The following is a 12,443-nucleotide window of genomic DNA, read 5'->3' as shown; positions in this document are numbered from 1 at the left end:
CGGCTATTGCCCGGTTACGAACATATGGGCACGTCGAGGTTTCAGGTTCTGTCGAATCTGGGTTCTGCGAATCGTCGGGCCTGGGTAAACCATCTACGCAACCATGAGTCGGATCCTTGAGGATGTCGATTGCGTCTCGCTGGTGCTGGTTACAAGATTGGCTCTCCGAGGGCAGACGTTCTGGGCACCTTGCATCCGCTCTGTCTTCGGTTCGGTATTGAAAGCGGAGGCTGGCGGTATTCGGCATTCGAATGTTCAATGATCGACATTGCTTTCTTCTGTGGATTCGGGCGGCGACCGTCTGAGATGTTCGCGAGGGATGGCGGGCGTTTTCGGCCGACGCTCTTCAGAACGTGAAAGTCGGACACGGCTGCTGCGCTGTCCTGTTCTGTGAAGGGCTGTCCTAACGCGGAGGCTCAGGGGTCTTCGTACGATCAGGCGTTTGACCGAGCTGGGTATCACTGAGGTGCGGATGCGTGAAGCACTGTTGCGTTTTCTGCCGTGCGACGACTTCTACAAAGGCGATGGCTGATGGCAAACGGCATTGATGAGAACAACGCCTCTGACGCTTGAGGCGTACGCGGTACGAAACCGTGGGCGTCGAAGATCGCGATGCTGGCAAACGCGGTTGCGGGATGCGGCGATCGACCCCCCTTTCCCCTTTCCCCCTCCCTCCCCCCCCCCCCCCTCTCCCTCTCTCCCTTCCCCCCTCGTACTTCGGTAGGTGTTCCTTCTGAGTTGGCCGTGCTTCGGATGCGGTGACTGAGTTTGCCGGGTTCATGGGCGATCTTCTCCGACCGGTGCAGGGGATCAATTTGGATCTCGCGAACTCGTAGTGGTGCGATTGCTCTCACTGGCGGTGGCGGCTCTTCTGCGGTCCACGAAGATCGCAGAGTTCAAGATCGCGTTGCGGACTCTAACATTTCTATGCAGAAGGATGGCTGGGTCGGTGGCGGTGCGATCCTAGCGTGACGCGATGGTTACCGCGATTGGCGCAGCTGTGGCTTCAGCCCAGGCGGAAAGCTCGAGGCCAGGGCTGAGGGTATGGGACACGCTGAGGAGGGCACGCATCGAGTCATGAGGCGTCACGTGAAACTCATTGCACTACGCGATCACGACAAGGAAGAAAGACGTCTCAAACCTTGCGGGCTACGCCGTCGGAGTGGCGGGTCAAACAATCTGCTTGACTAAGCTCGCGGTATCTCCTCTGGCGTGCCTTGTGCGGAAGGCAAATCGAGGGATGACACGCGAACGCACCCTCGAGGAAACTGGACCGCCGAAGACTCAGCATGGCTCTCATCGTCGCCTACAACCGCTCTGCCGACCACAATTCAGCCAGCATCTCTGCGCGCTGTCGTCCGGCATCACGTCCCGCTTCGCCCAGCCGAGGTAGAGAAGGGAGACTGGCCCGCTCGTGGGTCAGGCCGCACACAGCTCGCTCGCGAGAGAGGCCGGCGAGGCCCCACATCGTGATTAGTTCGGACGGGAAAATGCCGGCTGGAATCCGCGGCTGAGGCGAACGTCATCAGGATGAGGCCGACTCGGTCAATGAACTGCACGACGAGCTGTCCATCACTGATTGACACGATCAATGAGGCGAACGGTGGTCGGCAGGATGCGATCTCTGCGAACGCCGGGTATCAGTCCGCGCTTGCTGGCATCTCGGACGAGGTTCAGCGACAGAGGAACGCCTACGAGGAAGCCAACGGAACCCTTGAGGGCTTACAGCAATCTCGCGGGACAGGACAACAGGACATCCGGTATCCGCCAATGAGGACATGCTGTCAGGTGTTGCCAGTGCGGCCAGGATGCTGCTGCTGCTCAGCTATCGAGCAGGACAAGGCAACGATGTTCATCCAAGGATGCGGCAGACAAGTCACTACGCGCACGTTGCAGAGTCAACGTGAGGCGTTCATCGAGTCTGCTACTGCGGCCGGGTTCAACCGTGAAGAGGTTTGTGAAGCTGGCGGATGAAGTCTTCAATTTGCCTGACGCAGAAGACGATGAAGATCATCGCCGAAACGGACACCGCTGAGGAGAAGCTGCGGCTACTGAAGCAGCGTCTTGACGCGATCCCCGACAACACCTATAAGCGGGTGACGTTGGAGTCGTTCACGGTGGGCAACAAGGACGTCTCTATTGCTCAGGCAAATGGCGGTGATGTACTCGAATGGCTGTGAAGGCGTTTGCGAACTCGGGATTTGAGCCGGGGATCTACTCGCACACGCCGGGTGGCATTCACAAGTTCGCTGAGGAGTACGGCGAGGCTTACATCTCTATGGACCCGGCACGTAGGCAACGGTCTGTGGGCGTATGGATGAAGTCGGGTCAGGAGCTTGGAATGTTCTCGGGGTCTGCGAAGTCTGCGGAACCCGTAAGCGTTTCGCTTGCTGGGGCCGTGTTCACGTTGATGGTTGATGGCAATCCGGTTCGTGCGATTGTTCAGAGAGCAGATTGTTGCTCACGACAATTCCGCCAATGCGTGGTCGAAGTATGGTGCACGGTCCTGACGGAGAAGCATATGGCTTTTGGTGCTTTCCGTCAGGACCGGTACTACCCGGATTTGTTTTCGCCGGGGCGTGACGCGATTCCGGCTGGTGATCAGTTGTATGAGGTTCAGGATCTCGTTGAAGCCGAACCGCTTCTGTATGCCTTCGATGCTGTCGCTTATGCGATCGGTTACGTGACGATCATTCCTTACAACGCGGAGGCTATCTGATGGCGATTACGTTGCTGACGAATGTGACCGCTGCACCGTTTGTTGAGGTGTTGATTGATGATCTGATTCCTGAGGCTGCAACGCTGGACGGTTTATCGCCTTGCGGCTGGCCGCGAGTTTCAGATGCGTGGTGCGGTTCGTGCGGCCACGGCAGGTGCGTTTACTCGGATCGACTTTGAGATTCCTTTCAACATCCTGGTGACGTATCGTGCCGAGTTGTTTGATGAGGCGGGTAATTCACTTGGGTTCACGGACTCGGCATCAGTGACGATCATCTGTGCGGATACGTGGATGCATAACCCGTTGAATCCGGCTGGTGGGGTGAAGGTGCAACTGGGTGGTGATTCTGCCGCGGTGATCCGTCGCCCGACTCCTGGTGTCGTGTCCAGGCCGCTGGGCCGTCGAGTTGGCGTGGTTCTGTCGGAGCCGCGTCATGGCGTCGTCGGTTTGAAGTTGGATGTTCGCACTGTTGATGACGAGGGCGCAGATGCCATTCAGGCAATGTGTGGCGATCTGAGTATGCCGCCAGTGGTGTGCATCCGGCTGGGGTCGACGCATCAGAAGATGCGCGTACCACAGCCGTTGTTCCTGTCGGTGCTTGACGTGGCCGAGGTTGACATCAATCACCAGTGGGGCGGCGGGGAGATTTCACACCAAGTTGACGGGGATGAAGTAGATCCCCCCGCGCCCGGTCTGTTCATCCCCCTGTTGACGAGGGCGGATATAAACGCTTTCTTCGCTACTCGAGCGGCCGTAAATGCTGGTGGGCTTACCCGCCTTGACATCAATCGTAGGTACGACCTCGCGGGCACTGCGGGATAAGAGGGGGCCACATGAGGCAGCACAGCGAGGCTCTTGAGGATGTGCTGACTGGTTCGTTTGAGCGCGAGCTGACGGTGAATGTGTTCAATGGTCCCGATCGGATGCTTGAGGGCATCCGGTTTGAGTCGTGGCAGTCGGATTCGGATCTTGGCCGGCGCGTGTGTTCGTCGGGGTCTGGTGCCGTGGTTCATGCGCCAGTAGACGGTTCGTCTCTTGTTCCCGTGGGTACGGAAGGGTTCCTGTCCCCGTTCCGCGCACGCGTCGAGCCGGTTATGACGATACGGGCGGGCGGGTTTTCTGAGTCCGTTTCATTGGGCATGTTCCGGGTCACGTCGGTCCCTTATGCGTCCGATTCGGTAGCGGCCGTTCAGGGCCGCGAGGTTGTGGTGGCTTCTCGCGTTGGGCTGAAGTTTGATTCCCTGGAAGCCGACATTGACCGTTGGGGTTTCAGTTCCCAGAACAGTCAGCGGCGGGCGCTTCGGCGTTTGATGAGATCCGCCGGCTGACCGGTATGCCGGTTGAGCAATCCGTTGCGGATGTGCCGTTGCCGTCTCTTAAGGTTTGGGAAGCGAAGCAGGGTGGCCGCTTGGATGCGGTGCTTGAGCTTGGGCGCGTCCTGGGTGGTTCGGCTGTGGTGAACAGTCGCGGCGCGTGGGTGATCATCTCGGATGTCGTAGGTGAGCCTGTTGCGACGCTGCGACTGGGGACGTCGGGGACTGTGCTTGATGTGGCAGACGAGATCGACACGGACACGGTTTACAACGAGGTGGTCGGGTCATTTGAGGATGAGGCTGGCCAGCCGTTCTATTCGGTGGCCCGCGTGACTACGGGGCCGCTTCGTGTTGATGGGCCTTATGGGGCGAACACTCGCTACTACTCGTCTGATCTCGTGACGACGCAGGGCCAGGGAGACACGGCGGTTCAGTCTGTTCTGGATCAGTCGATTGGTTCTCAGCAGTATGACGTACAGATTCAGTGCCACGTCAACCCGCTTGTTGAGGTGGGTGACGTGGTGGCGTTGGATGGCTGGAAGCGTCCACTGGTTGGCCAGCTTCGCAAGGTCGCCCTCTCGGGTGGCGCGTACATGAACGTGACGATGCGGGTTTCTCGGGAGCTGTCATGAGCAACGCTGAGACAGTTGCCCGACAGTTGGCGGCACGTGGGTCGGTGCGTTCGGAGACGGCGATCTTCGTCCGCATGGAGGGCCGGTTTGCGGTCGTCAACATTGGGACTTCAACGGTGACGATTCCGTGTGTCGGTTTCTACCCGCCTGCTGTGGGTATGGCGGTGCGCGTTGACTGGGTGAACGGTTCGCCTGCCGTCTCGGGGCCAGTGACACCCCTGAGTCCTTTGGGCACAATCACGGGCACAGGTTCACCCAAGGCGACCGTTTTGGTGGATGGCGTTGAGTACATGTTGTACTACCGCGATGGGTACACGCCCGTCGTTGGTGACCCGGTGGAAGTCAACTGGGCAACAGGTGTCATTCAGGGCAAGGTCACCGGGACTGATGCACCGGTCCCGCCCGGGACTGGCGGGGTCGGTTCGGGTCCATTTCAGGTGACGGTGCGGGCTACCAACAGTGGCCGTTACGAGTCTTCATGGTGGGGCAACGACCCTGGGCTTCTGCTCACAACGACGGCATCTGGGTGTATGGCGACACGGTTCGCGATGCGGTCGGGTCGGGGACGGTGACGGGCATCCAGATATATCTGCCGCTGGTGCAGCAGGTTGGCTCGGCGTCCATTGGTGTGCATCCGCATTGGGCCATTCCGGGCGGTCCCCCTTCTATCTCTTCCTTGATCGATCTCCCGCAGGGTAGCCGTGCCGGGTGGGTTTGGCTTCCGGTTGGGTTTGGAACCTATGTCGCGGCTGGCGGTCGCGGTATTGGGGTTGCGGATGGCGGTTACAACATCTGGCGCGGTACGGCCGGGGATGCGCTCTCCGGTGCCCTCCTGATCAGCGGTACGCGCTGAACCATTCCTATTTCTTGAACGCTCGCCTAAAGGGTGGGCGTTTTGTGTTTCTAAGGGGGCCGCATGGCTGTTGATTCTTATGATGCTACGACCGGGAGGCCCATCTTTCTGGATACGGGCGCGCCTGATACCGGTGTGGACCCGACCGCTGCTGGCATTTATGCCGCCGATGTGGGTAACCGTATTGTGCGGGCGAACCTGGCGGGTCTAGATGCGTACCCGTATGAGCGTGCGGGGCTTGCTGGCCACGCCTTGGACACCGACACGGATTATGTGCATGACGGTTCGGGCTGGCTTCGCATTCAGCGGGTACATGCGTTTTCTGCTGGGTCGGCTGCGATTGCCGCGTCGGGGATTACGACGGTGCCGCTTCCCGCGGGCAGGTTCTCTGTGCCTCCTGTCATCGTGGCGACGGTTATTGGTCACCCGAATGTGTGCGTTGTCCACTATGGGTCTCGGACAACGACGGGCTTCGATGTTCGGGTTTACACGCTTGGTGGCGGTCAGGTCGCGGCGGACATTCACTGGACGGCCGTGCAAATGCTGTCCGGTGCGGCGGCGGGATAGGGGTAACCGGCATGAGCTACCTAATTCCGGGGCCGTATACCGGCACGTCTTCTCGCGACGCGCACCTTCGCCGCAATCCGCCGTCGAGTGAGCCGGGGACGGATTACTACATGCCGACTGGGACGCCTCTGGGTGCACCAACGTATTGCCGGGTTGTTGACATTGGCGGCAACGTCGATTGGGCGACCGGGCGGTACATCACCCTTGACGATGGCACCCGTTGGATTCGCTACCTGCACAACTCGCGCATCGTCGCGTCGATTGGTCAGCAACTGGACCCCGGCGAAGTCTTTGCCATTTCGGGCGCGTCCGGTTACGGCTCCGAGTTCTTCGGTGAGCCGTACCGCAATGACGCTTTCTGGTCGAACACGGGCGGCGATCACGTACATGTGACCGCATTCCGTGGGCGCGGCTACACATTCGGATCGTCCGGGACGGTCGATTTCCATGCACTGACTGGCGGCACTGCTGCTGGTGGTTTCGCGTCTGAGGAGGACGACATGACACCTGAACAGGATCGGCGGCTCGAGGCCGTATACCAGGCGCTTTTTGGCCCGGCGAACGTCCCGGCCAACACGACGGGAAAGATCACGTGGGCTAAGCCGTATGGCGAGAAGCCTGGCGAGGCGTTCTACGGCCTTCTCGATGTCGCGATCTACTCGCAGCAGCTTTCTTCCCAGGTCGCGGGAGTCCTTGCCGCGTTGCAGGCCGCGGTTGCGCAGCTTTCCGCGGGGTCTGGTGTCGCTCTTGACATGAAGGCGATCGAGGATGCGGCCGAGCGGGGCGCGAGGGATGCCCTTGATGGCCTGACGCTCACCGCAAACACTGACGGCTGATGCCTCCGGAGGCGTGGGGCGCGTTGGGTGTCCTGGGTGGTGCTGTCATGACCGCGATAGTGGCGTGGGCGAATAGCAACCGTACATCGAAGGCTGATGCTGGCACGTTGGCGTTGTCGATGGTGACCCGGTTGGATGCGCGGGTTGAGGTTTTGGAGCGTGAACGGAATGCGTACCGGTCTTGGTCGCATGTTCTGTGGGCGCACATTTATGACGAGCAGGTGCCTCGTCTTCCTGGTCCTACTTGGCCGGAAGATTTGGCGCGTTGAAGGAGAAGCAAATGAGCAAGTACGCAAGCAAGGGTTTCTGGGTTGACGCGTTCGATCGGGCAGTGTCCACGGTCGCACAGGCGGCGGCGGCTGTTCTCACCGCGAACGTGACGGGCCTCCTGGATGTTGATTGGCCACAGATCGCATCCGTGGCTGGACTCGCTGGCCTGGTTTCTGTTCTCACTTCGGTCGCATTCCGAGGCAAGACTGATGAGCCTGCTGTTGAAGAGGTGCCGTACAGCGACATCAAGGATGCAGTCCTGTTCGCACACGCACAGCTCGGCCCGGATGAGCAGAACGCGGACATTCAGGCGGCAATCTCCCGCACCCATTGACACCAACAACATGAGAGGCGGGAGACGCGATGGCTAATCGTCTTGTTGCTGTAGATGACGCGGACTACCGCCTGCCGGAACCCGTGATCAACGCGCTCACTACCACGCTCGGAGGAACCTTCGTTGCGAGCATCATTATGGTCGGCGCGGGGATCGATACAACCGGAGTCGCAGACTCAACTACTGCCATCCAAAACCTGCTCAACGCCGCGCCATCTGGATCTACCGTCCACTTCCCGGCTGGTCACTACAAACTGACGGATGCCCTAGTGGCCAGTAAGCCTCTCACGATCACCGGATTCGGTGCCCGCATCACCCAGAGCGTGGGCGGAAAAGCGGGTCTCGAGATTACATCGAGTGATGTCACAGTGCGCGGCATCCGGTTCACGGGTGCACAGTTTGCGTCGCTTGTCTCTGGCGAAAGGGCGATCTACCCACACGGAAGCACGTCAGCGGCCCCAATCGAGAACGTCACAATCGAGCAGTGCGTGTTTGACACGTGGGGGCAGGGGGCACTGTGGGCACAGTACTGCGATGACATCCAGGTCACACGGTGTGTGGCATATGACATTCGGTACGCCGGCTTGATGTTCTTGTCCTGCACGGATGGGAAGGTCACGAAGAACAAGATCTCAAACGTGACCGCGACCCCGAACGCATACGGAATTGCGGTCAGCCATCTTGAAGTTGGGACACTGGCGGATAACCCCCGATCTACGGATTTCGTGATCGAGGGAAACGCGATCGATGGCGTACCGTTCTGGGAGGGCATTGACACCCACTCGGGTGAGCGCATCACTATCGCCAACAACACTGTGCGTAACGCGATGATTGGTATCGCTGCGGTCGGCTCCGGGTGGGGCGGCAACAAGTACGGCCCCCATGATGTGCAGATCGTGAGCAACACGATTACCCACCCGTCCACATCAGGATCGGGCGGCAGCGGAATCCTTTTCGCTGGCGAGAACACGTCGACGGGCGTTTCGGCCGACGCCGCGACCGGATCGATTATCGGGAACACTGTTCGCGGCATGGGGGTGGACACATTCGGGCTGGGTGGCATCCGGTTCAATGACACCGTGGGGTTGGTCGTCACGGGCAATACGATCGTGGAACCGACCCGCGAGGGCATTTCGATCTATCACGACAACCGCGGATTTGTTGTCACGGGTAACACGATCGTTGACCCGTGGACAAGCACGGCAGGACGCGCCGTTGGCGTTTTCGTCCAGTCGTCACACAATTACGGTGTCGTCATCGGAAACCATGTGCGGCGCGAGTCGAAGACTGCGACCAACGTTCTCAACTATGGCGTCGAGGTCACGAACGTCACCCCGAACACGATCACGATGCTGGGTAACGACTGGTCTGCTGGGGTTGACGGGACGATTCTGGATTCCGGCAACATCACCGCCGTTTCTTTTGACGCGTCACTGGTCACGGTGGGCAAGACTGGGGAGAAGGTGGGATTCTGGGGCGTCACCCCCGTGGTTCGCCCGACCGCTTACACGCAGACCTATTCAACGGCAAGCAAGACCCACGCGGCGTACACCGCTAATGACAAGTCTGCCGCCTTCACGGCAACCCCTGCGGCACTGGGGGACGCGGCCACGCTTGCCGACTTGAACGCCTTGCGTGTTGCAGTGGAGAATCTGCGACTTCACCACGAGTCGACAGCGAAAGTTGTGAACTCGGTCGTCGACGACCTACAGGCTACTGGTCTTGTCCAGTGACTCTTGAAACGCCCCCACCCGGGTTTCGGGTGGGGGCGTTTCTGCGTTGGGCGTGCGCGCAGAGATCACCCAGGCCGCGACGAGCAGCACCCACATCAGGCGGTTGTCGTTCACGTCGCCAGAGACCAACGAGTTCAGGAGAGTGAACACGAACAGAACCAGAAACGTCGCAGACTGCGCCGTACCGGAAACCTTCACGTACCGAGTGATTGCCATGCTCGCCAAAATGATGAAGGTGAGGCCCGCAGCCCAACCCGCCTCAAGCGTGATTTCAATGATGCTGTTGTGTGGGTAGGTTGCGGTAGTCGCAGTCGCGCCATCCCCGGCGAAAGCTTTGCCGAAGTAGCCCCACCCGCCACCAAGGGGGAGATTTGTCGCATGGGACACTGCAACGTCCCAGAAAGTTCCCCTCGCGCCAGCCGACGTATCCGTCTCCCCCTCAAGGAACGTCACAATGCGGGTTATCCCACCCGCGCCCCCCTGAGCGGCCAGGAGTACACCCCCAGTCGCCACCCCGGCCAACAACGTAATGGACCGGAGCCGGCGACGCCCAAAGGCGGGCGTTACCAGAAGTGCCACCGCCACGCCCGCGGCCGCAGCAATCGCGGGTCCACGCGAACCCGTGTTGAGCGCTGTGATGATCATGAACCCCGCTAGCACAAAAAGGCCGATACGGGTGGCTAGATTCCGATTTCCGATCATCGAGTAGAGAGCAACGGCGATGACCCCGGCAAGGATCATTCGCGAGGTGGCGATTGTGTTCGTTCCCGGGAGCATGACTACTGCACTCCACTCCGCGGGGCGCGCAGGCGACACGAAAACAAGGATGGCGACCACTGCGCCGATGGCACCGAGGGTGATCAGAAATGCGTTGCGTCGTCGCGGGGTGTCAAGCAGAAAGACTGCTGCGCACATGCCAAGCAGCGTGAGGGTGTAAAAGTAAGACGATTTGCTTTCGCCATACCCGGTTGACATGAGCGCCACGCCCGGAAGGGTGGACACGGCGAGCAACACCGGAACACCAATCGCTTTGGGGATGAAGCTTGATCGCAATGCGGTAGCCATCGAAACCAACGCCAGCAGGATGGCCAACGCAAAGGTGAGATCGAGTGGGAGCCACGCGAGCAACGGGTGTGACTTCAGCGACCCCGCGTTTACGAAAAGACCAAGCGCGACGGGGCCGATAACGCTCGAGCGGCTGTCCGATGTTGCGCTCGAGTTAGTCACGGGCGGCTAGTGCTCCGAGAAGAACCGACGCGGCTAGTGAGACCGCTGCACCAGATAAGCCAATGATGATCGTGAAGTCGTCACGTCCGAACACGGCGTGGAGCGCGAAGAAAGCGACCGAGACTGCCGCCACCCCGGCCCATTGGTTCATACCGCTCCGCATGTTCATAGCATACAGGGCGCATATCTCCGTGTCGGTGGCCTGGCGCACGCTAGATCACATGACTCCCGCCACGCTTCTCGCGTTCGAACGAGACAACCCCGGACACGCGACCACCAAATGGTTACGGATCCGCGATCAGCTCGGACTCACCGAAACGCGCTACTACCTCCTGTTGACCCGTGCTGCATCATCTGAGGCCGGAATAGCAGCAGACCCGGTGACCGCACGACTGGTACGCGATAGGGCTGCACGGAGGCGTGTGGAGCGTGAGAAGCGCATGTCCTCCACTCCCCCGGGCGGCTAGTTTTGACCGTGGGATACACCTGGGGATACACCTAGATGTCGTATTCTGTAGCAGGAGCGGGGCTTGAACCCGCGACCTCACGATTATGAGTCGTGCGCTCTAACCAGCTGAGCTACCCTGCCGCGAGGCATCCATCACGTGAGACGATGCTTTGCGAGCCCCGAGTCAGGATTGAACTGACGACCTCTTCCTTACCAAGGAAGTGCTCTACCACTGAGCTATCGGAGCGTGCTGCCCTCGCGGGGCAACCACACGAGACTACCATCACTGCGGCGTTCTCATGAAACCGAGGCGGTCAATACGAGGATCGACCCGCGTTCTCCTTCATCCACGGCATCGGGTCGATGGTGGACCCGTTGACGATGAGTTCGAAGTGCAAGTGCGCGCCGTAGGAGTTGCCGGTATCGCCGGTGAGACCGACGATGTCGCCGACCTTCACGGTGTCACCGGCCTTCACGCGCAGCGAGCCGTACTGCATGTGCGCGTAGTGGCTGGTGATGACGGCACCATCGATGATGTGGTCGATGTAGACGGTGACTCCATAGCCGCCGCCCTGCTCGGTCGCGGTGCGCACGGTGCCGTCGGCGATCGCCTGGATCGGAGCGCCGTTGCCGGGCACGAAGTCGATACCGGCGTGCAGCCGGCCGTCGCGCATGCCGTAGCCGTAGGTCATGCCGACGCCGACCAGGAAGGGCCACTGGATCGCCGCATCCGGATCGTTCGTGTAGACCTCGCCGGAGTACCGGATGCCCTGCTCGGCAGCGATGTCGAGATACGACACCGTCGAGAAGTCCTCTGCGCGCTCGAGCGATTCGTTCTGCACATCGGACGAAGCGACGTACGCCTGGATCTCGCCCTCGGGGGCGTCGTCCTTAGCCGTCTTGGAGGCGGTGACGAGCGACGTCACGGCTGCGGCCTGCGGAGCCTGAGCGGCGGCGACGGCCTCGGTCGGAAGCGTCATCGAGACGGCGAGGAGACCGGCGAGGCTCATCACGCCGACGGTCGCGCCGATCGTCACGAAACGACGGACCGAGTACGAACGGCGGGGCGCGACGTGGGGGATCGTCGGCTCTGCGAGGTGCTCTTCGGTGGCGCGAGGGACGGATGCCGCGGCATCCGCCGTCTGCTCACCGATACGGAAAGCGCGAGTCGCCTGCTCGAAGACGTCGACGTCCTCGTCGGACATCGTCTCGTCGGTGGGCGATTCGGCGGTGGGCGATTCGGCGGGCGACTCGACCGGAGCAGCGGGGGCGAGAAGCGGGGTGCTGGACGCGTCGACGCTCTGAACACTCACCTGCTGCCGCGCTGCGCGACGAGAGGTCAGAACGGTTGCCGACGGCGCTGTCGTGGCGGGAAGACTGTTCGGCGCGGCGAAGGCGGCTGCCGTCGTTCCCACCGCGGGGGCCTCGACGGCCTCGTTGCGGAGTCGGCTGGAACGGCGCGTGGGCGCAGGGGCAGCCTGGGGAGTTTCGAAGGGCAAAGCGGATTCTCT

12 protein-coding genes and 2 tRNA genes are annotated in these 12,443 nt (G+C 60.8%); 10 read left to right on the top strand and 4 right to left on the bottom strand.

Features of this window, described 5'->3' with window-relative positions:
- Positions 1 to 1,970: 1,970 nt before the first annotated feature.
- The 9 genes from MRBLWH12_RS18475 (at position 1,971) to MRBLWH12_RS18435 (ending at position 9,257) form a co-directional block, all read left to right on the top strand.
- Positions 1,971 to 2,180, top strand: coding sequence for a hypothetical protein (locus tag MRBLWH12_RS18475; protein WP_363551268.1), 210 nt, complete (start codon positions 1,971 to 1,973; stop codon positions 2,178 to 2,180).
- Positions 2,171 to 2,719: a hypothetical protein gene (locus MRBLWH12_RS18470; RefSeq protein WP_363551266.1), complete on the top strand. Its 549-nt coding sequence runs from the start codon at positions 2,171 to 2,173 to the stop codon at positions 2,717 to 2,719. Before MRBLWH12_RS18475 ends, MRBLWH12_RS18470 begins: the two co-directional genes overlap by 10 nt.
- 123 nt (positions 2,720 to 2,842) lie before the next feature.
- Entirely contained in the window at positions 2,843 to 3,541 is a 699-nt protein-coding gene (locus tag MRBLWH12_RS18465) for a hypothetical protein (protein WP_363551264.1), read from the top strand.
- An 11-nt stretch (positions 3,542 to 3,552) separates the two neighbouring features.
- Entirely contained in the window at positions 3,553 to 4,047 is a 495-nt protein-coding gene (locus tag MRBLWH12_RS18460) for a hypothetical protein (RefSeq protein WP_363551263.1), read from the top strand.
- Between the two features lie 80 nt (positions 4,048 to 4,127).
- Positions 4,128 to 4,664 (top strand): hypothetical protein, encoded by a 537-nt coding sequence (locus tag MRBLWH12_RS18455; protein ID WP_363551261.1) that lies wholly within the window; start codon positions 4,128 to 4,130, stop codon positions 4,662 to 4,664.
- A gap of 916 nt (positions 4,665 to 5,580) precedes the next feature.
- Positions 5,581 to 6,084 carry a hypothetical protein gene (locus MRBLWH12_RS18450; protein ID WP_363551259.1) on the top strand — a complete coding sequence of 168 codons (504 nt, stop codon included), beginning with the start codon at positions 5,581 to 5,583 and terminating at the stop codon, positions 6,082 to 6,084.
- Between the two features lie 11 nt (positions 6,085 to 6,095).
- The gene (locus MRBLWH12_RS18445; RefSeq protein WP_363551258.1) at positions 6,096 to 6,920 is read left to right on the top strand and encodes a M23 family metallopeptidase; all 825 of its coding nucleotides are present in this window, start codon (positions 6,096 to 6,098) and stop codon (positions 6,918 to 6,920) included.
- Positions 6,921 to 7,200: 280 nt separating this feature from the next.
- Entirely contained in the window at positions 7,201 to 7,524 is a 324-nt protein-coding gene (locus MRBLWH12_RS18440) for a holin (protein ID WP_363551256.1), read from the top strand.
- 29 nt (positions 7,525 to 7,553) lie between these two features.
- Positions 7,554 to 9,257 (top strand): right-handed parallel beta-helix repeat-containing protein, encoded by a 1,704-nt coding sequence (locus tag MRBLWH12_RS18435; protein WP_363551254.1) that lies wholly within the window; start codon positions 7,554 to 7,556, stop codon positions 9,255 to 9,257.
- Here MRBLWH12_RS18435 and MRBLWH12_RS18430 read toward each other — a convergent pair.
- Positions 9,231 to 10,484: an O-antigen ligase family protein gene (locus tag MRBLWH12_RS18430; protein ID WP_363551252.1), complete on the bottom strand. Its 1,254-nt coding sequence runs from the start codon at positions 10,482 to 10,484 to the stop codon at positions 9,231 to 9,233. The two genes, MRBLWH12_RS18435 and MRBLWH12_RS18430, sit on opposite strands and share 27 nt — an antisense overlap.
- A gap of 62 nt (positions 10,485 to 10,546) precedes the next feature.
- Here MRBLWH12_RS18430 and MRBLWH12_RS18425 point away from each other — a divergent pair, with 62 nt between their 5' ends.
- Complete coding sequence (locus MRBLWH12_RS18425; protein WP_363551250.1) at positions 10,547 to 10,951, top strand: DUF3263 domain-containing protein; 405 nt, start codon at positions 10,547 to 10,549, stop codon at positions 10,949 to 10,951.
- Positions 10,952 to 10,999: 48 nt separating this feature from the next.
- On the opposite strand, the gene MRBLWH12_RS18420 is transcribed toward MRBLWH12_RS18425, so the two are convergent.
- From MRBLWH12_RS18420 to MRBLWH12_RS18410, 3 genes are all read right to left on the bottom strand, one after another.
- Positions 11,000 to 11,073: transfer RNA gene (locus tag MRBLWH12_RS18420), tRNA-Met, on the bottom strand.
- 34 nt (positions 11,074 to 11,107) lie between these two features.
- Positions 11,108 to 11,179: transfer RNA gene (locus MRBLWH12_RS18415), tRNA-Thr, on the bottom strand.
- Between the two features lie 67 nt (positions 11,180 to 11,246).
- Complete coding sequence (locus MRBLWH12_RS18410) at positions 11,247 to 12,431, bottom strand: peptidoglycan DD-metalloendopeptidase family protein (RefSeq protein WP_363551248.1); 1,185 nt, start codon at positions 12,429 to 12,431, stop codon at positions 11,247 to 11,249.
- Positions 12,432 to 12,443: the final 12 nt, after the last annotated feature.

It is taken from the genome of Microbacterium sp. LWH12-1.2 (assembly GCF_040675825.1).
Taxonomy (GTDB): domain Bacteria; phylum Actinomycetota; class Actinomycetes; order Actinomycetales; family Microbacteriaceae; genus Microbacterium.
The sequence above is the reverse complement of the archived record's forward strand: the minus strand, read 5'-3'. Positions and strand labels throughout refer to the sequence as shown.

Coding starts and splice junctions, on each gene's coding strand:
- MRBLWH12_RS18475 (WP_363551268.1), top strand. CDS start 1,971: ATGAAGTCTTCAATTTGCCTGACGCAGAAGACGATGAAGATCATCGCC.
- MRBLWH12_RS18465 (WP_363551264.1), top strand. CDS start 2,843: ATGCGTGGTGCGGTTCGTGCGGCCACGGCAGGTGCGTTTACTCGGATC.
- MRBLWH12_RS18440 (WP_363551256.1), top strand. CDS start 7,201: ATGAGCAAGTACGCAAGCAAGGGTTTCTGGGTTGACGCGTTCGATCGG.
- MRBLWH12_RS18445 (WP_363551258.1), top strand. CDS start 6,096: ATGAGCTACCTAATTCCGGGGCCGTATACCGGCACGTCTTCTCGCGAC.
- MRBLWH12_RS18450 (WP_363551259.1), top strand. CDS start 5,581: ATGGCTGTTGATTCTTATGATGCTACGACCGGGAGGCCCATCTTTCTG.
- MRBLWH12_RS18470 (WP_363551266.1), top strand. CDS start 2,171: ATGGCTGTGAAGGCGTTTGCGAACTCGGGATTTGAGCCGGGGATCTAC.
- MRBLWH12_RS18460 (WP_363551263.1), top strand. CDS start 3,553: ATGAGGCAGCACAGCGAGGCTCTTGAGGATGTGCTGACTGGTTCGTTT.
- MRBLWH12_RS18435 (WP_363551254.1), top strand. CDS start 7,554: ATGGCTAATCGTCTTGTTGCTGTAGATGACGCGGACTACCGCCTGCCG.
- MRBLWH12_RS18425 (WP_363551250.1), top strand. CDS start 10,547: ATGATGATCGTGAAGTCGTCACGTCCGAACACGGCGTGGAGCGCGAAG.